Below are 20,259 nucleotides of genomic sequence, written 5' to 3'. Positions count from 1 at the left end.
GTTCCTGCAACCGGACGGTTGCGACAAGGGAGCGGGCAATGCATCCGTGGCAGTACGTGGTGCTGGCCGGGCTCGGCGCCTTCCATGGGCTGAACCCGGGCATGGGGTGGCTCTTCGCCCTCGCCGGCGGGGTGCGGGAGCGGCGGCGCGCGGCGATCGCAGCGACGCTCGGGCCGATCGCGCTCGGCCACGCCGCGTCGGTGTTCGTGATCGCGACGCTGGTCGCGGCGCTCATGTCGGTGACCGGCGCGCGGCTCGTCGCGACCGCGGGCGGGGTCGCGCTGACCGCGTTCGGCGTCTGGCGGCTGCTGTCCCCGAGCCACCACCGGACCGGCCCGCGCCCGGCCGACCTGCTCACGTGGTCGTTCCTGATGTCCTCCGCGCACGGCGCCGGGCTCGTCCTGCTGCCGTTGCTCGCCGCGGCTCCGGCGGCCGCCCACCATGGCCACGCCGTCGGCGCCGCCGGCCGTACATCGGCGATGACCGGCATCCTCGCCACGACGGTCCACACGGCGGCGATGGTCGCGGCGGCGGGCCTGGTCGCGCTGGTGGCCTACGAGGTGCTGCGGCTGCGCCCGGTGCGGGTCAGGGCGAGGCTCGACGTCGACCGGGTGTGGGCGTTCGCCCTGGGGGGCTCCGGCGTGGCGACGCTCGCGCTCACGCTCTGGGGCGGCTGACCGGCCCCTTCCCGGGGTGCATGACCAGCCGCTTCACGGAGGCGTGACGGCCGCCGCGGCAGCACCGGGCGGGCGGCGCGGGCCGCTTCCCGGGGGTGCACGACCGGCCGCCGCGGCAGCCCCCGGGCGGGCGGGGCACGGCCGGGGAGCCGGATGCGTCGAGCGGGTGCGGCCGTCCAGGTACGGTAGATCGCCACGCCGCGACCGCAGGAGCCGACCATGCCGACGACCTCGAGCCATGCCGTCTGAACCCGAGGAAACGGCGGTCGCCGTCTTCACCGCCCTCGCCGACCCCAACCGCCGGGCGATCCTCGCCTCGCTCGCCGAGCACGGCCCGAGCACCGCCACCGACCTGTCCGGCCGGCTGTCGATCACCCGCCAGGGCGTCGCCAAGCACCTCGCCCTCCTCGCCGACGCCGGCCTGGTCACCAGCGACGCCGGCACCGGCCGCCGGGTCCTGTTCCGCCACCGCTCCGAGCCGATCAAGCTCGCCCAGGGCTACCTGGCCGCCCTCGCCGCCGACTGGGACGACCGTCTCGGCCGCCTCTCGTCCTTCCTGGCCGACCCGCCCGGCTGACAGGCGGCGGCGCGAAACCTGACGGGACCGCGACGGCACCCGGGCCGCAACCCTGGTCGGGGACGCTACCGGTTCCGGCACACCATCAGGAGGCAGGAACCTTGTCACGACGTCATCACCGCACCGCGGGTCTGATCGCTGCCGTGGTCGCCGGAAGCCAGCTCATGACGCCGGCGGAAGCCCGGGCCGCGGCGGTGACGCCGGCACCGGGTGCGGTGTCCGTGGTCGGGACCGTCGCGTCGGTCCGCACCGCCGACGCGTCGCTGGTGGTGACCCGCGCCTACAAGTTCCGCGACAGCCGGCCCAGGACGGTCAGGTTCACGCTGACGTCCGGCACCGCCGTCGTGGTCAACGGCGTCCCGGCCGGGCCCGGTGCGCTCGGCGGGGTGAGGACCGGCATGCAGGTCACCGTCACCGGCACCGTGCGCGGCGGAAACAACCTGGCCACGAGGGTGGTGGCGGGCACCGCCCGGCGGTGAAAGGCGCTGAAAGTCCCGTGAAACCGCGGTGAAGGTCGCGGCCCGCACGATCGTCGCAGTCGTGGCGCACCAGCGTCACAGCGGCGGTTGGGAGGGAGGGACGTGGCTACCACCCCGTCCCCGTCGGCGATCGTGGCTACCGGGTTGCGCAAGTCGTTCGGTGACCACGTCGTGCTCGACGGAATCGACCTGGAGGTCCCGCGCGGGACGGTCTTCTCGTTGCTGGGCCCGAACGGGTCCGGCAAGACGACGACGGTGCGCATCCTGTCGACGCTCATCGGCGCCGACGGCGGGCAGGCGTCCGTCGCCGGGCACGACGTGGCCCGCGAGGCCGGCGCGGTGCGCGCCGCGATCGGGGTCACCGGGCAGTTCTCGGCGGTCGACGGGCTGCTCACCGGCGAGGAGAACCTCGCGCTCATGGCGGCCCTGCACCACCTCGGCCGGGCCGGCGGCCGGCGGCGGGTCGCCGACCTGCTGGAGCGGTTCGACCTGGTCGACGCGGCGAAGAAGGCCGCCGCGACCTACTCCGGCGGCATGCGGCGCCGGCTCGACCTGGCGATGACGCTGGTCGGCGACCCGAGCGTCATCTTCCTCGACGAGCCCACCACCGGGCTCGACCCGCGCAGCCGCCGGACCATGTGGCAGATCATCCGCAGGCTCGTCGCCGACGGGGTCACGGTGTTCCTGACCACGCAGTACCTCGACGAGGCCGACCAGCTCGCCGACCGCATCGCGGTGCTCGACGGCGGCCGGATCGTGGCCACCGGCACCGCCGAGCAGCTCAAGCGGCAGATCCCCGGCGGGCACATCCGGGTGCGGTTCGACACCGCCGAGGACCTGGACACCGCCGCGCGGCTGTTCGCGGGCTCGGCGCGGGACGACGAGGAGCTGGCGCTGCGCGTGCCGGGCGACGGCGGCGTCTCGTCGCTGCGGGCCCTGCTCGACCGGCTCGACGCCGCCTCCGTGCCCGTCGCCGACCTGTCCGTGCACACGCCGGACCTCGACGACGTGTTCTTCGCCCTGACCGGCCAGCAGAGCGGCCGGACCGGGGACCAGACCACCGCAACCACCGCCGCGAAGGAAGGCGCCCGATGAGCACCATGACCACCGCCGTCACCGACTCCGCCACGATGCTGCGCCGCAGCCTGCTGCACACGGTGCGGTACCCCGCCTCGATGGTCACGTCCCTGCTCGTGCCGGTGCTGCTCCTGCTGCTGTTCGTCGGGGTCTTCGGCGGCGCGATCAACGCGGGCATCGCCGGCGGCAGCACCTACATCAACTACATCGTGCCCGGCATCCTGCTGGTGACCGCCGGGTACGGCGCCTCGACCACGGCGCTGGCGGTCAACAAGGACATGACCGAGGGCATCATCGACCGGTTCCGCACCATGCCGATCGCCCGGCAGTCGGTGCTGACCGGGCACGTCCTGGCCGCCACGATCCGCACGTTCCTGAGCCTGGCGCTCGTCGTCGGGGTGGCGCTGCTGATGGGGTTCCGGCCCACCACCGACCCGGTGCGGTGGCTCGGCGCGGCCGGCCTCGTGCTGCTGCTGGTCCTCGCGCTGACCTGGCTGGCGGTCGCGATCGGGCTGGTCTCCCCCACCCCCGAGGGCACCACGGGCTTCCTGCTGCTCGTGCAGGTGCTGCCGTTCGTCAGCAGCGCGTTCGTCACGACGGAGTCGATGTCGGGGGCGGTGCGCTGGTTCGCCGCCAACGAGCCCTTCACGCCGATCATCGACACGCTGCGGGCGCTGCTGATGGACACGCCCGTCGGCAACAGCGGCGGCATCGCGGTCGCCTGGTGCGTGGGGCTCTCCGCCGTCGGCTACCTGTGGGCGAGGTCCGTGTTCAACCGCGCTCCGCGCCGATGAGCGCGCGGCGCGCCAGCAGGACCGCGGACGCGGCCTCCCGCAGCGCGTCGCGCTCCAGCGCCGCGTAGTCCGACGCCGCCGAGACGTACTCGGCGGCGTCGGCCTGTTCCGCGAGGTCGCGGGCGTAGCCGGCGTGCATCGTCGGCTGGAAGCCCATCGTGAACCGGAACGCCTCCGCCAGGGCGATCATCCGCGCCGCGCACGCGGCGACCCGGGTGTCGCCGGTGCGCCGCCCGCGGTCCAGGTCGGCGACGGCCAGGGCGAGCAGCAGCGCGCCGTACACGGGGGCGCCGACCGCGTTGACGGTGCCGGTGCTCGCGAGCAGGCGCGCCAGGATGTCCGGCAGGCCATCGGCGATGGCCACGACGAGGTCCAACCGGCCGCGCTGGGCGTGCGCGATCACCGTCGTGGCCCGCACCTCCATCGCCCAGCCCGCCGAGCCCGGCAGCTCCTGCCTTTCGGCGGCGTCGAGCCGGGCCACGACCTCGCGCCACAGCGCGAGGCCCGCGTCGACGTCGCCGCGGGCGATCAGGATCTCCGCGCGGACCCCGGAGCCGAACATCATCGGGTCGTCGCCCGGGTCGTGGGCGCTCTGCACCGCCTGCTCGATCAGGTCCTCCGCCTCGTCCAGCGCGCCGCGCTGCAGGCTCGCGAGGGCCATCGCACCGCGGACGCGCGACGCGCTGGACGGCACGCCGGGCCGGCGCAGCTGGTCCAGCACCGCCAGCGTCTCCGCGAGGTGCGCCGCCGCCTCCTCGCCGCGGCCGACCTCCACGAGCAGCTCACCGATGCGGGAGTGCGCGACGGCCCGCATCAGCGGGGTCGTGCGGGTGCCGAGCACGGCGAGCATCCTCCTGGCCGCCCGCAGCGCGCCGTCGGTGTCCTGCCGCTGCTCGCACAGGTAGCTGGCGGCGCCGTTCGCGATCCCGGCCAGCAACGGCTCGTCGCTGTCGCAGAGCGCCCACAGCGCGGCCTCGTCGTGCGTCATGGCGCGCCGGACCGCGTCGGCCGCGCCGATCAGCGTGTCCGGCGTCGTGGGCGGCAGCCGGCGCAGGGCGACCAGGAACCGGCCCGGCATCGGCCCGCGCATCAGGAAGTCGTTCATCGCGCACAGCAGCGCCGCGGTGCGGGCCACCTCGACCAGCGCGGGTGCGGGCCGCACGTGCGACATGACCCACTCGACGTCGCGGGCCAGAGCCGTCATCCGCACGAAGCTGCCCTCGACGGTCCACAGCGCCGCCAGTACACCTGCCGCGGCGGCGACGGCGGGACCATCGGCTCGGTCGACGGCGTGGCGCAGGGCGACGACGAGATTGTCCTGCTCGGCGCGGACCCGCTCGACCTCCCTGAGAAGGTCCGCGCCGAAGACCGCCCCGGCGTGCGCGACGCCGAACTCCCCCGCCCACGCGAGCAGTCCGTCGACGGCGCGGCCGGTCCCGCCGGCCCGCTCCCGGTGCGCGGTGCTGAACTCCCGCACGGTCTCCAGCATCCGGAACCTGGTGCCGAACGGCGTGTCGGTGACCTTCAGCAGCGACTGGTCGGCGAGCTGCGTGAGCGCCAGCAGGACGTCGTCGCCTTCGCCTTCGTCGTCGCCTTCGTCGAGGACGTGCCGGGCCGCGCCGGCGGTGAACCCGCCGGGGAACACCGACAGGGCGCGCATCGCCGCCCGGTCGGGCTCGTCGAGGAGGTTCCAGCTCCAGTCGATGACGGCGTGCAGCGTGTGGTGCCGCGGCGGCGAGTCCCTCGCCCCGCCGCGCAGCAGGGCCAGCCGGTCGTCGAGGCGGCGGGCCATCTCGGTCACGGACATGACCCGCACGCGGGCGGCGGCGAGCTCGACCGCGAGCGGCAGCCCGTCCAGGCGCGCGCACAGCTGCCGCACCACGTCGCCGGGCACGTCCGCGCCGGGCCGGGCGGCCCTCGCCCGCTGCCGGAACAGCTCGACGGTGGTGGCCAGGTCGAGCTCCGGCAGCGGGTACACCACCTCCGAGGACAACCCGAGCGGCGCCCGGCTGGTGGTCAGCACCCGCAGGTCGCTCGTCGCGGCCACGAGGTCCCGGACCAGGTCGGCGGCGCCACGGATCACGTGCTCGCAGTTGTCCAGCACCAGCAGCGCCGGCCCGGCGCCGAGGGCGGCGGCGATCGCGGCGGCCGCACCGGGACCGTCGGCGGGTGCGGCGACGCCGAGCGCCGACGCGACCGCCGGGGCGACGTCCGCGTCGGTGGCGACGCCCGCGAGCGCGACGAGCTGCACGACCGGCTGGCCGGCCTGGCGGCTGACCGCGTACGCGAGCCGGGTCTTGCCGAGCCCGCCGGTGCCGACGACCGACGCGACCCGGGACGTGGCGAGCAGGTCCGTGACCGCGGCGATGTCGTCGTCGCGGCCGAGCAGCGGGTTGGGGTCGTGCGGGACGCCGCGCCGCACCGCGGGCGCCTCGTCGCGCAGCAGCCGCCGGTGCGCGTCCTGCAGGGCGGGGCCCGGGTCGGCGCCGAGCTCGTCGCGCAGCGTGGCCCGGTAGGTCTCGTACCGCTCCAGCGCCGCCGCGGTGCCGGCCGTCGCCGCCTCGGCGCGCAGCAGTTCGAGCAGCACCGCCTCGTCCTTCGGGCGCAGCGCGGCCGCCTCGGTCAGCGGGCCGACGGCCTCGGCGTGCCGGCCGAGCCGCGACAGCGCGACGGCCCGCGCGGCGAGCAGCGCGTGGCGCGTCCGGTCCCGCTCCGCACGCAGGACGGACAGCGGGTCGGGCAGGCCCGGGTCGGCCGGCTCGGCCCCGTCCCACAGCGCGAGCCCTTCCTCCGCGCGGGCGAGCGCCCCGGCATGGTCCCCGCCCCGGGCCAGGTCCGCCGCGGCGGCCGCGTGCAGCAGCACCGCCTCGGTGTCCAGCAGCGGCGCCGGTACTGCCAGCCGGTACCCGCCCGCGGTCCTGGCCACGATGTCGGCGCCCGCCTGCGCCCGCACCCGCGACACGACGACCTGCAGCGCCTTCGCCGGGTGCTCCGGCTGCTCGTCGGGCCACAGCCCGTCGACGAGCCTGGCGGTGCCGCAGCCGGTCCGCGGCTCCGCCGCCAGCAACGCGAGCAGCCCGCACTGCCGCGGCCCGACGATGTCCCGGCCACGGTAGGCGACCCGCGACAGCAGGCGCAGCTCGACGCTCACGGCCCCCAGGCTAGTGCCCGCGCCACCCGGCGATTTCGCCGTGCCCGGGGGCCGCAACGCGGGTCACTGGACGTAGCAGGTCTTCTGGGTGCCGGAGATCGGGTCGCCGAAGACCGCGTTGGTGCACGGGGTGCCGCCGGTGACGGTGCGGTACGCGTACCGCCCGGCGGCGCCGTACGCGACCTGGCGGGTCCCGGTGAACGCGCACGTCGTCGATTCGGCCGCGCACGGGCTCCACGTGGTGGCCGACGGCGGTGGGGCGATCAGGAAGCACGCCTTCTGCACGCCGGGGACCGGGTCGCCGAAGACCGCGTTCGTGCAGGCCGTCCCGCCGGTGACGGTCAGGTGGCGGAACTGCCCCTGCGCCCCGAACGCCACCGTCGAGGTCCCCGCGAACGAGCACGTCCCGGTCTCCGCCGCGCACTGCTGCCAGCCGTTCCCGGCGGCGGGCAGGCCCAGCGTGGAGCAGGCCTTCGACACGTTCGGGACCGGGTCGCCGAAGACCGTGTTCGTGCACGGCGTCGAGCCGGTGACGGTCAGGTACCGGAACTGCCCCTGCGCGCCGAACGCGACGGTCGCGGTGCCCGTGACCTGGCACGTCCCGGTCTCGGCGGCGCACGGCGTCCACGTCCCGGGCAGCGCCGGACCGGCGGCCGGGCCGAGGTTGCCGGTGAACTGCCACCGTCCCGAACCGACCGAGTACACCGTTTCCGTGCCCGTGGTGGTGACGACCGTCCCGCCGCCGGTGGTCGTGCCGCGGCCGAAGTTCGGGACGTGCACCGTCGCCGCCGACCCGACCGGCACGGTCACGTCCATCGTGATCTGCTGGCCCGACACCGTCCACGACGAGGCGACGACGCCGCGCACCGTGTCGATGGACGCGCTGACGGCCTGCAGCCCGGCCGGGACCCGCGGGTCGATGACGACGGTGCGGTACGCCGGTGACCCCGGGCGGATGCCGGCGAGGACGGTGTAGAGCGACGCGTTGATGCCCGCGAACATCGCGTGGTCGTGGGTCTCCATCGACGACCGGTACATCCACTGCTCCCAGGGGCTCGTCGCCCCCATCCCGATCTCGAACCCGAAGCCCGGGTAGGTCGTCTGGTTCAGGATCGTCATCGCCACGTCGGTGCGGCCGATGCCGGCGAGGGCGTCCATGAGGTACCGCGTGCCGAAGATCCCCGTGTCGAGATGCCCCCCGTTGCGGTTGAGGACCGTGTCGACGAGCCGGGCCCCGACCGCGGTGACGTTCGCGTCCGGGACCAGCCCGAAGGCGAGCGGCAGCACGCTGGTCGTCTGCCGGCCGCTGCTGTAGGAGGCGCCGTCGGCGTTGAGGAACCGCGCGTTGAAGGCCGTCTTGATGTCGCCGGCGAGCTGGGTGTACCGGGTCGCGTCGCCGGTCTGCCCGAGTGCGGTCGCCGCCTTCGCGACGGTGAGCGCCTGCCGGTACGCCAGCGCCGTGTTCACCAGCGAGACCTCGCTGGTGCAGGCGCCGGCGCTTGGGCTGCCCAGGCCGCCGTTGGCATTGGCGCTGAGGTCGGGCGGGCACCAGTCGCCGAAGCCGGTCGTCCAGATGTGGCCGGGCAGGTTGCGGGCGTTCGTGTCGACGAACGTCTTCATCAGCGGATAGTTTGCGGCCAGGACGGCCCGGTTGCCGTACTGCTCGTACAGCGTCCACGCCAGGGTGATCTGGTTGCCGCCCATGTCGGGCTGCTGCGCGTTGTGGGCGTCGCTGGGCAGCGCGGTGCCGGGCGGCATGTCCGCGAGGTACTTGGCGTAGAAGGCGTCCATCCCGAACTCCCGGGTCGACGCGTCGGAGTACGCCTGGACGTCCATGCCGGGCGGGGTCCGTTCGTCGCGGACGGGGGTGTCGGTCGGGACGCTCATCGAGTTGTTGAGGATGCCCCAGCGGTTGTTCTGCCAGATGCGGTTCAGCAGCGCGTTCGACGACGAGAACGTGCCGGTGGACGCGACGTCCGCGTGCGCGACCCGCCCGTCGAGGCTGTCCAGGGCCGGGGTCCCCGGGAAGCCGGTCACCTCGACGTACCGGAAACCGTGGTAGGTGAACCTCGGCTCGTAGGTCTCGACGCCACCGGTGCCGGCCAGGACGAACGTGTCCGTGCTCGCGGCGCTGCGGTTCGTCGCGGTGTCGAGGGTCCCGTCGGCGTTCACCTCCTCGGCCGTTCGCATCCGAACGGACGCGCCGGCCGCGCCCTGCACCCGCAGGCGTTGCCAGCCGGCGATGTTCTGCCCGAGGTCGTAGACGTACACGCCGGGCTGCGGCTGGGTGAGCCGCACCGGGCGGACGGTGCCCACGACCCGGACCGGCGGCAGGGTCGCGGCGGCCAGGCGGCTCGACGGCGCGGCGACCGTCCGCACCGGCCGCCAGCCCGCGTCCTGGTAGCCGGCCCGGTCCCAGCCGGGCTTCTCCAGCCGGGCGTCGTAGGTCTCGCCGGCGTACAGGTCGTTGGCGGTGATCGGCCCGGTCGACCACTTCCACGCCGGGTCGCTGGTGACGGCCTGCCGGGTCCCGTCGGCGAACGTGACGTCGAGCAGCACGATCGCCTGCTTCGGCCCGGTCCAGCGGAAGCCGTACTGGCTGAACCGCGGGCCGTAGCCGTTGCCGAGCCACACGCCGACGGCGTTGGCACCGGCCTGCACGGATCCCGTGACGTCGAAGGTCGTGTAGAGGTTGCGCTGGGTGTACGGCGTGCTGGCGGGGCTCAGCACGTGGTCGCCGACCTTGCCGCCGTTGAGCCGCAACTCGAAGAAGCCGAGGCCGTAGACGTGCGCCCGGGCCTTGGCGACGGGCTTCGCCGGCAGGGTGAAGCCGGTCCTGAGGATCGGCGCGTCCGGTGTACCGGTGTCCGGGCTGATCCACTGCGCCCCCTGCCAGTCCGCGGCGGTGAGCAGGCCCATCTCCCATCGCCCGGGGGCGCTCCACGCCGACGGTGCTCCCGCCGCGTCCCAGACCTGCACGCTCCAGTGGTAGGTCTGGGTGGACCGCAGCGCCGGCCCGCCGTAGGGGATCGCGACCGACTCGCCGCTGCCGACCGTGCCGCTGTCCCAGACGTCGGCGGCGCCCGGGGTCAGCCTGCCCGCGGTGGTGGCCACGAGGGAGCACACATGCGAGACGTCCTCCGCAGGCTGCTGCTGTCGCTCGTCGTCGCCGTCGCGGTGTTCGGGGTCGCGCCGGTCGCCCCGGCGGCCGCGGCGCCGGACCCGCCGGTGACGACCGGCGGCAACCTCCGCAACGCGCACACGGGCAAGTGCCTGGGCGTCGCCAACGGCCTGGCCGGCTCGTGGACCTGCACCAAGGGCAGGGACCAGCTGTGGCACCAGGGCAACTGCCCTCTGGAGAAGCCCGGCTACTGCCAGGTCGTCAACGGCAACGGCCAGTGCCTGGCCGTCGACGGCGGCGAGGTCACGGAGGGGCGCCGCGTCTGGGGCTTCCCGTGCAGCGGCACCGACGACCAGTACTGGACGGCGCTGGAGATGATGGCCGGCCAGATCGTCAACTTCGTCAACTACCGCGGCACCTGGCAGGACGGGGAGCCCGACTACGTGCTCGCCGTCTACGGCAGGAGCATGGACAACGGCGCCCCCGTCGTCATCTGGCGGTACCACCCGGAGTTCCCCGACCACACGTGGTCGCCCGAGTTCCCCTGGCAGTAGCGGACCGGGCCGTGAGGGGTGCCGGCGCACCCCTCACGGGTCTCAGACGAGCAGTTCCAGCGGGCCGCGGAGGAAGTAGACGATGAACATGACCGCGACGCCGTAGAGGAGCGGGTGGACGTCGCGGGCCTTGCCGGCGGCGAGCTTGATGACGACGAAGGAGACGACGCCGGCGCCGATGCCGTTGGAGATGGAGTACGTGAACGGCATGAGGATGATGGTGAGGAACGCCGGCAGCGCGATCTCGTAGTCCGACCAGTCGATGGAGCGGACCGTGGTCATCATGAGGAAGCCGACGACGACGAGGGCGACCGACGCCGCCTCGAAGGGCACCACCGTCACCAGCGGCGCGAAGAACATCGCGACGAGGAACAGCGCGCCGGTGACCAGGCTCGCCACGCCGGTGCGGGCGCCCTCGGCGACGCCGGCGGCGCTCTCGATGTAGGTGGTGTTGCTGGACGTGCTCGCCGCGCCGCCCGCGGCGGCGGCGACGGAGTCGACGATCAGGATCTCGCGGGTGCGCGGCGGCATGCCCTGCTCGTCGAGCATGTCACCCTCCTGGGCGACCGCGACCATCGTGCCCATCGTGTCGAAGAAGTCGGTGATCATCAGGGTGAACACGAACATGATCACGATCAGGACGCCGGCGGTCTGCCAGGAGTGCAGGACGTTGAAGTGGCCCAGCAGGGACAGGTCGGGCTTGTCGATGATCTTGTCCGGCACGACGGGGACGTTGAGGCTCCAGCCCTTCGGGTTGGGCTTGTCGTCCACGAACGCCGGGCCGGCCTTCGCGATCGCCTCGATGACGATGGCGAGGACCGTGGAGGCGAGGATGCCGATGAGGATCGCGCCGCGCACCTTGCGCACCACCAGCACGACGGTGAGCAGCAGACCGACGCCGAACGCGAGCGCGGGCCAGCTGATCAGCTTGCCGCCGATGCCGAGGCCGACGGGGACGGTGGTGTTGGCCGCGTCCGGCACGCGCCGCACGAAGCCCGCGTCGACGAAGCCGATGAGCGCCAGGAACAGCCCGATGCCGACGCCGATGGCGGTCTTCAGCTGCGTCGGTACGGCCCGGAACACCGCCTCCCGCAGCCCGGTCAGCACCAGGATGCCGATGAGCACGCCCTCGATCACGACCAGGCCCATCGCGTCGGCCCAGGTCATGTGGGGTGCGATCTCGAAGGCCACGAGCGCGTTGACGCCCAGGCCGGCGGCGAGCGCGAGGGGGAAGCGGGCGACGACGCCCATCAGGATCGTCACGACCCCGGCGACCAGCGCCGTCGCCGAGGCGACCGCGGCGATGGCGAGCTTGCCGCCGGTGCTGTCGACACCGCTGCCGAGGATGAGGGGGTTGAGCACGACGATGTAGGCCATCGTGAAGAACGTGGCGAGACCGCCCCGGATCTCGCGGCTCATCGTCGAGCCTCGCGCACTGATGTCGAAGAACCGGTCGAAGCCGTTGCGCGGCTCCGCGCGGGTCGTGTCCATGTATTCCTCCCTGGAACTGGTCCTTGCCCCCCGACGCGCGATGATCCCACCCGTACGGCCGGAATCAAGGTCGGGCATGTTTCGTGCGTGCGACGGCGGTCAGATGCGCGCGTGCGCACTTCTCTGAACCGCTCCGCCCTGGTCCTGCCGCCGTTCGCCCTCGCGGTCCTCGTCGCGGTGTGGGGACGTGGCATACCGGTCCCCGTCGAGGTCGTCGTGGTGGCGCTCCTGGCCGGGTCGGTACTGGCCGCGGTGCATCATGCGGAGGTCGTCGCCCACCGGGTCGGGGAGCCGTTCGGCGCGCTCATCCTCGCCGTCGCGGTCACCGTCATCGAGGTCGGCCTGATCATCACCCTGATGGTGACCGGCGGTTCCGGCACGGAGACCCTGGCCCGCGACACCGTCTTCGCCGCCGTGATGATCACCTGCAACGGCATCGTGGGGCTGTCGTTGCTGGTCGCGGCACTGCGCACCCGCATCGCGGTGTTCAACGCCGAGGGGACGGGCGCCGCGCTCGCCGCGGTCATCACGCTCGCGACCCTCAGCCTGGTCCTGCCGACGTTCACCACCAGCGCGCCGGCGCCGCAGTTCACCGGTCCGCAGCTGGCGTTCGCGGCGGTCGCGTCGCTCGCCCTGTACGCGCTGTTCGTGCTGGTCCAGAACGTGCGGCACCGCGAGAGCTTCCTGCCGGTCAACGACGCCGAGGAGGAGCACGCGGCGGTTCCGGCGCCGCGTCAGGCGCTCGTCAGCCTCGTGCTGCTGATCGTCGCGCTGGTGTCGGTGGTCGGCCTGGCGAAGGTGGAGTCGGGCACGATCGAGGCCGGCGTCGCGCGGGCCGGGCTCCCCCAGTCGTTCGTCGGGGTCGTCATCGCCGTGCTGATCTTGCTGCCGGAGACCCTCGCGGCGGTCCGCAACGCCCGCCGCGACCTGGTGCAGATCAGCCTCAACCTGGCCCTCGGCTCGGCGATCGCCAGCATCGGGCTGACCATCCCGGCGATCGCGCTCGCCTCGATCTGGCTCAGCGGGCCGCTGGTCCTCGGCCTCGGCGCCACCCAGATCGTGCTGCTCACCCTCACCGCGGGTGTCGGCGTCCTCACCGTCATGCCGGGCCGCGCGACCCTGCTGCAGGCGGCGGTGCACCTGTCGATCTGTGCCGCCTTCCTCTTCCTCGCGGCCAGCCCATGACGACCGGCCAGGGGCCGGTGCACGGGCGGTGGGTCGGACGCGGATACCCTCTTGTCTGACATTGTCAGTAATCGAGGAAGGTCGGGAATGATCGAACCAGTGCGGCTGCCGTCTCCGTGGTGTGACGAGCCCCTGACCGTCGTCGTCCCGACCTACAACGAGGCGGGCAACCTGCCACGGCTGGTCGAGCGGCTGCTCGCCCTGCCGCTGCCGGGGCTGAGCATCCTCGTCGCCGACGACAACTCCCCGGACGGCACCGGCGAGGTGGCGGAGAAGCTCGCCGCCGAGCACCCCGGGCGGATCCGGGTGCTGCACCGGCCCGGCAAGGAGGGCCTCGGCAGGGCGTACGTCGACGGCATCGGCCGCGCGATCGAGGACGGCGCCAAGTTCGTGGCGCAGATGGACGCCGACCTGTCGCACCCGCCGGAGGCGCTGCCCGGCATGCTCGGGGCGCTGCTGTCCACCAACGCCGGTGTGGTCATCGGCTCACGCTACGTGCCCGGCGGGCAGCTCGACGAGAAGTGGCCGCTGTATCGGCGGGCGCTCAGCGGCTGGGCCAACCTGTACGTGCACACCCTGCTGCAGGTGCGGATCCGGGACCTGACCGCCGGCTTCAAGATCTGGCGGAAGGACGCGCTGGAGGCGATCGGCCTGGACCGGGTCCAGTCCAACGGCTACAGCTTCCAGGTCGAGATGCACTTCCTGGCGACCAAGCTCGGGCAGACCATCATCGAGGTGCCGATCCGCTTCGAGGAGCGCACCGACGGCGTGTCGAAGATGACCACGGCCACGAAGGTCGAGAGCGCGACGATGCCGTTCAAGCTGCGCCTGCGGCACCGCAAGATCCAGCGCCGCAGGCCGGCCGGCTGACCTAGGCGGACACCGGGAGCGAGCTGGTCTTCAGCCATGCGGTCAGCTCGCCCGGTGGCATCGGGCGGGCGTAGTGGTAGCCCTGGGCGACGTCACAGCCGAGCTCCTGCAGCGCGGCGACGTGCGCGGCGCCCTCGACGCCCTCCGCGACGACCGACATGCCCAGGTTGTGGCCGAGCTCGATCGCGCCGCGGACCAGCACCGCGTCCTCCGGGTCGGCGTCCATGTGCATGACGAACGTGCGGTCGACCTTCAGCTCGTCGACGGGCAGGCTCTTGAGGTACGCCATCGAGGAGTACCCGGTGCCGTAGTCGTCGATCGACAGCCGCACGCCGATGCGGTGCAGGGCGACGAGCGTCTCGGTGGCGAGGGCCGGGTTCGCCATGACGGCGGTCTCGGTCACCTCGAGGCGCAGCAGGCCGGCGGGCAGGTCGTGCTCGTCCAGCAGCCGCGTCACGTGGCCGACCAGGTCGGGGTCCAGCAGGCAGCGCGGCGACAGGTTGACCGCGATCGGCACGACGAGACCGTCGTCGAGCCAGGCGCGGGCCTGCACGACGGCGAGGCGCAGCACGTACAGGGTGAGCCGGGTGATGAGACCGGTGCTCTCCGCGACCGGGATGAACTCCGCGGGCGGGATCTGCCCGCGCGTCGGGTGCGTCCAGCGCACGAGCGCCTCCGCGCCCGACGGGCGGCCGTCGTCCAGCCGGATCTTCGGCTGGTAGTGCAGGGTGAGCTGGTCGGTGACGTCGAGGGCGCGGCGCAGGTCGCCGAGCAGCAGCAGCCGGTTGCCGTCCTCGATGTGCATGTTCGGCCGGTACAGGGTGGCGCCGGTCTTGCTGTCCTTCGCCGCGTACATGGCGATGTCGGCGCAGCGCAGCAGCGCGTCGGTGTCGCTCGCGTGCTCGGGCGCCACGGCGATGCCGATGCTGACCTCCACGTCGACGGCGACGTCGTCGAGCGTGAAGGTGCGGTGCAGCTCGCCCTGCAGCCGGGTGGCCAGCGCCGCGGCGTCGGCGGCGGACGCGCCGGGCAGCAGCACCGCGAACTCGTCGCCGGACAGCCGCGCGACGACGTCCCCGGCGCGCAGCGCCCCGGTGGTGCGGACCGCGACCTGCCGTAGCAGCTCGTCGCCGTACTGGTGACCGAGGGTGTCGTTGACCTCCTTGAACCGGTCGAGGTCCAGCAGCAGGACGGCGAGCGCCGAGCCGGGCGAGCGCAGCGCGTCGCCGGTGCGTTCGGTGAAGAGCGTCCGGTTGGGCAGGCCGGTCAGCGCGTCGTGCGACGCGTGGTACTTGTGCTCGGCGGCGTGCCGCACGAGGCGGCGCTGGTAGCCGCCGGCGATGACGCCGAACACGACCAGCAGCGCCAGCCCGACGCCGAACGCGCCGGTCGTGGCGGTGAAGACGACGCCCTCGACGCGGTGCAGGTCGCGCATCGCCTGCGCCGCCTCGGCCGCGCTGGCGGTGGTGGCGGTGTGGACGAGGGCACCGATCTGGTCCGCGACCGGGTCGACCTCCGCCTCGTCGATGCGGCTCGCACCCGCGGCGTCGCCACGGTCGACGGCCTCGAACACCCGCTCGACCGCGGTCAGGTAGGTCGCGTGCAGCTCCCGGACCCGGGCGGCGAGCGCCCGGTCCGCGGCCCCGCCGCGCTGCTCGACGTCGTGCAGCGCCACGTCGAGCGCGCCGGCCGCGCCGTGGTGCAGCTCCCGGGGCGCCACGCCGGGCTCGAGGCGGTACTGCTGCTCGGCGATCTCCTCCAGCGCGACGGCGTCGTCGGCCAGGTCGTATGCCGCGGCGAGCGCCGTGGCATGGACCGCGGCGTTCGCGGAGGCCCGGGTGCGGTTCGTGCCGACGACGCTGACGCCGGTCAGGCCGAGCAGGACGGCCGCGAGGCCGACCACGGCACCGTGCCGGAGCAGTCCGGTTGGTCGTCGCACGCCACGGTCCCCCTGTCCAACGGTCCGGCTGCTCCATCGCCCGAAGCGCCGATCCTGCCATCGGCACCCGGCGCCCGCACCTGATCCATAGGGCCAGGAGCAAACCGGTTGCGCGGCCGGGGCCGTGTCCTACTGCATGGAGAGGTGCACGTGGTTGTAGTGGTCGCCGGCGGGGGTGCCGTCGCCGCCGTAGGACTTCCAGCCGCTGCTGGGCTGCCAGATCCGCTTGTACCAGATGACGTACTTGACGCCGAGGTTCTTGGCGTTGGCGACGCACCAGGCCGCCAGGGCGTCGCCGTACTGCTGGTCGGCGCCGGTGGCACGGGCGTTGACGAAGGTCTTGGCGTTGGCGGAGAAGTCGCAGGCCTTGCCGGCCGGGTGGTCGCCGCCCCCGCCGCTGCGGAAGCAGGACGTGTAGTGGGTGTAGCCGGCCTTGCGCGCCTCGTTGTAGGCGTTGAGCATCCGCGGGCTGATGCACCCGGTCGTGGTCGGGTCGTCCTGGGTGCAGCCCTGGCTGGCGTAGGAGCCGTCGCCGTTGCGGCCGACCGGGTTGGTGGTGACCTTGCCGCCGCCCGGCGCGCCGGTGGTCGCTCCGCCGCCGCCCGCCTTCTTCAGCGCGTCCTCGGCGGCCTTCTTGTTCGTCTCCATGATCTTCAGCTGGGCCTGCTGGTTGGCGATCGCCGCGGCGAGCTCCGCCTTCTGCTGCTCCAGCCGCTTGCGCGTCTCGGCCAGATCGCGCAGTGACTTGTCGTCGCGGTACAGCATGTACTGCACCGTGGTCATGCCGTGGATGGTGGCCTCCGGCGTGTCGCCGGCGAGGACCACGCTGGTCAGGCTGATCCGGCGCCCGCGGTAGGCGGCGTTGGCCACCAACCCGGCCGACGCCTCCAGCTCGCCGACCTGGGTCTGCGTCGCCGCCAGCTGCCCGTTGACGGCGGCCTCGTCGGCGACGGACTTGTCGAGGCGGCCCTTGGCGTCGTTGTACTCGGCGTTGGCCTTGTCGAGCGCCTGGCGGACGGTGAGATTCTGCCCGCCGTCCTCGCCCGGCTCCGCCGAAGCGGGGTCGGCGACCCAGACCACCCCCACGATCACGGTGGCCAGCAGCAGCATCAGAAACCTGGGCAGGCGCCCGGTCGGAAGCGTCAGCATCGTCGCCAGCATAGCCATCCGCCCGGACGGCGCCACTCGGCGCAAAAACACCGAAATGTCGGTCATGCAGCGGTTTTACGGCCGCCGCCCGGGGGTCGTCCGGGTGGACGCGCCAGGGTAACGTGCCCCTCGATGACGCACACCACACTCCCGCGCCTGCGGTCGGCCGCGGCGCTGGTCGCCGCGGCGGCGCTGCTGTTGACCGCCTGCACCGACAACGCGTCCCCGGGCAAGACGCAGCAGCAGGCCTCGGCCTCGGCGAGCCCGAAGGCGCCGGCGCTGCCGGTGGAGCTCGCGATCAGCGGGCCGGCCGACGGCGCCGCCAACGTGCCCACCGCCGTCGACCTGGCGTACACCGCGACCAACGCGGCGGACGTCACCGTGAAGCTCACCGACGCGGGCGGGGCGGAGGTCGCCGGCGCGCTCCGCGCCGACGGCAAGGCGTGGCAGCCGGCCGCGCAGCTCAAGTACGGCACCAAGTACACCGCGACGGTCACCGCCACCTCGACGGACGGCAAGCCGACGACGGCGACGACGGCGTTCACGACCATGGCGAAGCCGTCGAAGCTGGGCAAGGTCACCAGCATCATCAACGACAAGCAGGTCGTCGGCGTCGGGATGCCGGTCATCATCACGTTCGGCGTCGACGTCGCGCCGGCCCAGCGCGCCGCGGTGCAGCAGCGCATCCAGGTGACCAGCGACCCGCCGCAGGAGGGCGCCTTCAACTGGTTCACCGGCAAGGAGCTGCACTTCCGCCCGAAGGAGTACTGGCAGACCGGCACGAAGCTCCAGGTCAACGCGCGCACCGGTGGCACGAACCTGGACGGCAAGTGGTGGGGCGAGCGCGACGTGTCGTTCACCGCGACGGTCGGGCCGAAGTTCGTCATGGAGGTCGACAACGCCACCAAGCAGATGACCGTCACGCAGGACGGCCAGCTGCTGCGGACCATCCCGGTGAGCCTCGGCCGCCCGAAGAACCCGTCGGCCAGCGGCAACTTCATCGTCATGATCAAGAACGAGTGGGAGTGGTTCGACTCCTCCACCTACGGCGTCCCGGCCGACTCCGCCGCGGGCTACCGCACCAAGGTGTACTGGCCGCAGCGGCTCACCTGGGACGGCGAGTACATCCACTCGGCCCCGTGGTCCGAGGGCGACCAGGGCAAGCGCAACGTGTCCCACGGCTGCACCAACATCTCCGCCGCGCACGCGGAGTGGCTGTGGAAGCAGACCCGCATCGGCGACCCGGTGATCATCAAGGGCACCGAGGAGCAGGTGAAGTGGGGCAACGGCTGGACGGACTGGTCGACGAGCTGGGACCAGTACGTCAAGGGCAGCGCCGTGCCGTACGTCGCACCGACGGCCTCCGCCTCGGCTTCGGCGTCACCGTCGCCGTCGGCCGGCTGAGGTCAGCGGGCGATCTCGACGCCCTGGACACCGTCCAGCAGGCGCAGGGACTCGGCGATCGCCGGCAGTGACGTGTTGTTGTCGCCCTGCGCGGTGAGCACGATCGACTGGTCGTGGCCGGCGTAGTCGACGCGCAGCACGTGGGCGCCCGGCAGCGCCTTCAGGGCTTCCCGCTCCACCACGTCGAGCGGGAAGTCCGGGGCGAGCGTCAGCGTCACCTGGACGCGGTGCCGGTCCGGCAGCCAGTTGGCCTCCGCGACCTTGAACAGCCACAGGGCGGCGAGCGCCGCGGCGGTGACCGTGCCCGCCGCCCAGAACAGCTCCAGGCCGGTCGCGAGCCCGATCGCGGCGGTCACCCACAGCGACGCCGCGGTCGTCAGCCCGCTGATGTTGACGCCCTCCTTGAAGATGGCGCCGGCGCCGAGGAAGCCGATGCCCGTGACGACCTGCGCGGCGATGCGGGTCGGGTCGCTGCCGACCTCCTTGCCGGCGATGGTGAACAGGGCCGCACCGGCGGCGACGAGCATGTGGGTGCGCAGTCCGGCGGGCTGGGCACCCAGCTCCCGCTCCAGGCCCACGGCGGCGCCCAGCCCGATGGCGACCAGCAGCGTGGGAATGACGGTCCAGTCCATCGGACACTCTTACCCTCCACGGGGCGTTCCCGCCACCGCTGCGCACGGCGCCCCGCCTCTCGACGCTGTCCAACGCTGTCCGACGGTGTCCAGGATCGGGGGTGGGCGGTGGGGCGGGCGCCGAGCATGGATGCGGCGTGATCGACGCCCATCACCGAAAGGCTCACGATGCGACTGTCCCGGTTCCTCGCCCTGCTCACCGCCGGGCTCCTGGCGCTCGCCCCGGCGCCCGCCTTCGCCGCAACGGTCCTCACCGCGCCGGTCGACGTGCAGGCGCTGCACGTCGCCGACACGAGCGCCGACCTGCAGTGGTCGCACGACCTGCTCGCCGAGCAGGACGTGGTCGAGCGCAAGGTCGGCGGCACCTGGACCGAGTACGCCCGCGGCCTGTTCAACGGCATCACCCTGACCGGCCTGCAGCGGGGCACCACGTACACGTTCCGGGTGTACTCGCTGCCGACGGAGTCGTCCGGGTACGTCGCGAGCCCGCCGTCGGCGCCGGTCACGTTCACGACGCTGGCCGCGCCGGACAGCACCCCGCCGTCGGCGCCGAGCGCCCCGGTCTTCAGCAGCGTCACCACCACCGGGGTGTCGATGGTCTGGGGCGAGTCGACCGACAACGTGCAGGTCGGCGGGTACCACCTGCAGCAGCTGATCGGTGGCGTCTGGACGACGATCCGCACCGCCGACTGGTCCAGCCGCTTCTACCGGGTCACGGGCCTGACGGGAGGCACCGCCTACACGTTCGCGGTCGTCGCGTTCGACACGAACGGCAACCTGTCCGCCCGCTCGCCCGCGGCCACCGTCACCACCCTCGCGTACACGGCCGCGCCGACCTGCAAGGTCCAGGTCGTGCTGTTCAGTCCCGGGTTCCTCGTCAACGTCACGATCACCAACACGACCGCCGCACCGGTCACCGGCTGGACGATCGGCTTCACGCTCGCCTCGACGGCGGTCGTGTACAACACGTTCGGCGCGATCCTCACCCGCTCCGGGAACACCGGCACGCTCACCCCGAACGCGTGGAGCACCACGATCAGCCCCGGCGGCCAGGCGATGCCCGGGTTCACCGGCGGGGCCACCCCGTTCACCCCGCCGGCAAGTTTCACGCTCAACGGCGCCCCGTGCACCATGGCGTGACGCCGTGACCTGGTGCGCG

Annotated in this window: 16 protein-coding genes; 10 read left to right on the top strand and 6 right to left on the bottom strand. The window is 73.1% G+C overall.

Translation table 11 applies throughout. The features are described 5' to 3' along the window. The first annotated feature begins 38 nt into the window (after positions 1–38). From AB0J72_RS51740 to AB0J72_RS51720, 5 genes are all read left to right on the top strand, one after another. On the top strand, positions 39–677 hold the full coding sequence (locus tag AB0J72_RS51740) for a hypothetical protein (protein ID WP_363414230.1): 639 nt from the start codon (positions 39–41) through the stop codon (positions 675–677). A gap of 238 nt (positions 678–915) precedes the next feature. After that, on the top strand, positions 916–1,254 hold the full coding sequence (locus tag AB0J72_RS51735; protein WP_344512672.1) for a metalloregulator ArsR/SmtB family transcription factor: 339 nt from the start codon (positions 916–918) through the stop codon (positions 1,252–1,254). Positions 1,255–1,397: 143 nt separating this feature from the next. Further along, positions 1,398–1,733: a hypothetical protein gene (locus AB0J72_RS51730; protein ID WP_363414227.1), complete on the top strand. Its 336-nt coding sequence runs from the start codon at positions 1,398–1,400 to the stop codon at positions 1,731–1,733. Positions 1,734–1,835: 102 nt separating this feature from the next. Next, positions 1,836–2,828, top strand: coding sequence for an ATP-binding cassette domain-containing protein (locus AB0J72_RS51725; RefSeq protein ID WP_363414224.1), 993 nt, complete (start codon positions 1,836–1,838; stop codon positions 2,826–2,828). Next, the gene (locus tag AB0J72_RS51720; RefSeq protein WP_363414221.1) at positions 2,825–3,604 is read left to right on the top strand and encodes an ABC transporter permease; all 780 of its coding nucleotides are present in this window, start codon (positions 2,825–2,827) and stop codon (positions 3,602–3,604) included. The genes AB0J72_RS51725 and AB0J72_RS51720 overlap by 4 nt, the downstream gene beginning before the upstream one ends. Here the strand turns inward: AB0J72_RS51720 and AB0J72_RS51715 are convergent. Together AB0J72_RS51715 and AB0J72_RS51710 are read right to left on the bottom strand one after the other, a co-directional pair. Continuing rightward, positions 3,582–6,755, bottom strand: a complete 3,174-nt coding sequence (locus tag AB0J72_RS51715; RefSeq protein WP_363414218.1) for a BTAD domain-containing putative transcriptional regulator — start codon at positions 6,753–6,755, stop codon at positions 3,582–3,584. The two genes, AB0J72_RS51720 and AB0J72_RS51715, sit on opposite strands and share 23 nt — an antisense overlap. A gap of 63 nt (positions 6,756–6,818) precedes the next feature. Next, on the bottom strand, positions 6,819–9,869 hold the full coding sequence (locus AB0J72_RS51710; RefSeq protein WP_363414215.1) for a family 78 glycoside hydrolase catalytic domain: 3,051 nt from the start codon (positions 9,867–9,869) through the stop codon (positions 6,819–6,821). Positions 9,870–9,881: 12 nt separating this feature from the next. On the opposite strand from AB0J72_RS51710, the gene AB0J72_RS51705 reads away from it, so the two are divergent. Beyond that, complete coding sequence (locus AB0J72_RS51705) at positions 9,882–10,430, top strand: RICIN domain-containing protein (protein ID WP_363414212.1); 549 nt, start codon at positions 9,882–9,884, stop codon at positions 10,428–10,430. Between the two features lie 42 nt (positions 10,431–10,472). On the opposite strand, the gene AB0J72_RS51700 is transcribed toward AB0J72_RS51705, so the two are convergent. After that, the gene (locus tag AB0J72_RS51700) at positions 10,473–11,921 is read right to left on the bottom strand and encodes an NCS2 family permease (protein ID WP_363414209.1); all 1,449 of its coding nucleotides are present in this window, start codon (positions 11,919–11,921) and stop codon (positions 10,473–10,475) included. Between the two features lie 111 nt (positions 11,922–12,032). On the opposite strand from AB0J72_RS51700, the gene AB0J72_RS51695 reads away from it, so the two are divergent. Both AB0J72_RS51695 and AB0J72_RS51690 read left to right on the top strand, forming a co-directional pair. After that, complete coding sequence (locus AB0J72_RS51695; protein ID WP_363414206.1) at positions 12,033–13,106, top strand: ionic transporter y4hA; 1,074 nt, start codon at positions 12,033–12,035, stop codon at positions 13,104–13,106. An 87-nt stretch (positions 13,107–13,193) separates the two neighbouring features. Continuing rightward, positions 13,194–13,976 (top strand): polyprenol monophosphomannose synthase, encoded by a 783-nt coding sequence (locus AB0J72_RS51690; protein WP_363414203.1) that lies wholly within the window; start codon positions 13,194–13,196, stop codon positions 13,974–13,976. 1 nt (position 13,977) lies between these two features. Here AB0J72_RS51690 and AB0J72_RS51685 read toward each other — a convergent pair whose 3' ends face one another. Further along, positions 13,978–15,915 (bottom strand): EAL domain-containing protein, encoded by a 1,938-nt coding sequence (locus AB0J72_RS51685; protein WP_363414200.1) that lies wholly within the window; start codon positions 15,913–15,915, stop codon positions 13,978–13,980. A gap of 129 nt (positions 15,916–16,044) precedes the next feature. Then, positions 16,045–17,064 (bottom strand): hypothetical protein, encoded by a 1,020-nt coding sequence (locus AB0J72_RS51680; protein WP_363414197.1) that lies wholly within the window; start codon positions 17,062–17,064, stop codon positions 16,045–16,047. Positions 17,065–17,196: 132 nt separating this feature from the next. On the opposite strand from AB0J72_RS51680, the gene AB0J72_RS51675 reads away from it, so the two are divergent. Continuing rightward, positions 17,197–18,468 carry an Ig-like domain-containing protein gene (locus tag AB0J72_RS51675; RefSeq protein WP_363414194.1) on the top strand — a complete coding sequence of 424 codons (1,272 nt, stop codon included), beginning with the start codon at positions 17,197–17,199 and terminating at the stop codon, positions 18,466–18,468. A gap of 2 nt (positions 18,469–18,470) precedes the next feature. Here AB0J72_RS51675 and AB0J72_RS51670 read toward each other — a convergent pair whose 3' ends face one another. Further along, the gene (locus AB0J72_RS51670; protein WP_363414190.1) at positions 18,471–19,100 is read right to left on the bottom strand and encodes an MgtC/SapB family protein; all 630 of its coding nucleotides are present in this window, start codon (positions 19,098–19,100) and stop codon (positions 18,471–18,473) included. A 168-nt stretch (positions 19,101–19,268) separates the two neighbouring features. On the opposite strand from AB0J72_RS51670, the gene AB0J72_RS51665 reads away from it, so the two are divergent. Next, entirely contained in the window at positions 19,269–20,240 is a 972-nt protein-coding gene (locus tag AB0J72_RS51665) for a cellulose binding domain-containing protein (protein ID WP_363414187.1), read from the top strand. Positions 20,241–20,259: the final 19 nt, after the last annotated feature.

The sequence above is a fragment of the Dactylosporangium sp. NPDC049742 genome (assembly GCF_040674675.1).
Taxonomy (GTDB): Bacteria; Actinomycetota; Actinomycetes; order Mycobacteriales; family Micromonosporaceae; genus Dactylosporangium; species Dactylosporangium maewongense.
This window is presented reverse-complemented; position numbering and strand designations above follow the sequence as displayed.

What these genes read in the sequence shown, in the direction of transcription:
- AB0J72_RS51740 (WP_363414230.1), top strand. Translation starts at nt 39, where the DNA reads ATGCATCCGTGGCAGTACGTGGTGCTGGCCGGGCTCGGCGCCTTCCAT.
- AB0J72_RS51735 (WP_344512672.1), top strand. Translation starts at nt 916, where the DNA reads ATGCCGTCTGAACCCGAGGAAACGGCGGTCGCCGTCTTCACCGCCCTC.
- AB0J72_RS51720 (WP_363414221.1), top strand. Translation starts at nt 2,825, where the DNA reads ATGAGCACCATGACCACCGCCGTCACCGACTCCGCCACGATGCTGCGC.
- AB0J72_RS51705 (WP_363414212.1), top strand. Translation starts at nt 9,882, where the DNA reads ATGCGAGACGTCCTCCGCAGGCTGCTGCTGTCGCTCGTCGTCGCCGTC.
- AB0J72_RS51700 (WP_363414209.1), bottom strand. Translation starts at nt 11,921, where the DNA reads ATGGACACGACCCGCGCGGAGCCGCGCAACGGCTTCGACCGGTTCTTC.
- AB0J72_RS51690 (WP_363414203.1), top strand. Translation starts at nt 13,194, where the DNA reads ATGATCGAACCAGTGCGGCTGCCGTCTCCGTGGTGTGACGAGCCCCTG.
- AB0J72_RS51680 (WP_363414197.1), bottom strand. Translation starts at nt 17,064, where the DNA reads ATGCTGACGCTTCCGACCGGGCGCCTGCCCAGGTTTCTGATGCTGCTG.
- AB0J72_RS51675 (WP_363414194.1), top strand. Translation starts at nt 17,197, where the DNA reads ATGACGCACACCACACTCCCGCGCCTGCGGTCGGCCGCGGCGCTGGTC.
- AB0J72_RS51670 (WP_363414190.1), bottom strand. Translation starts at nt 19,100, where the DNA reads ATGGACTGGACCGTCATTCCCACGCTGCTGGTCGCCATCGGGCTGGGC.
- AB0J72_RS51665 (WP_363414187.1), top strand. Translation starts at nt 19,269, where the DNA reads ATGCGACTGTCCCGGTTCCTCGCCCTGCTCACCGCCGGGCTCCTGGCG.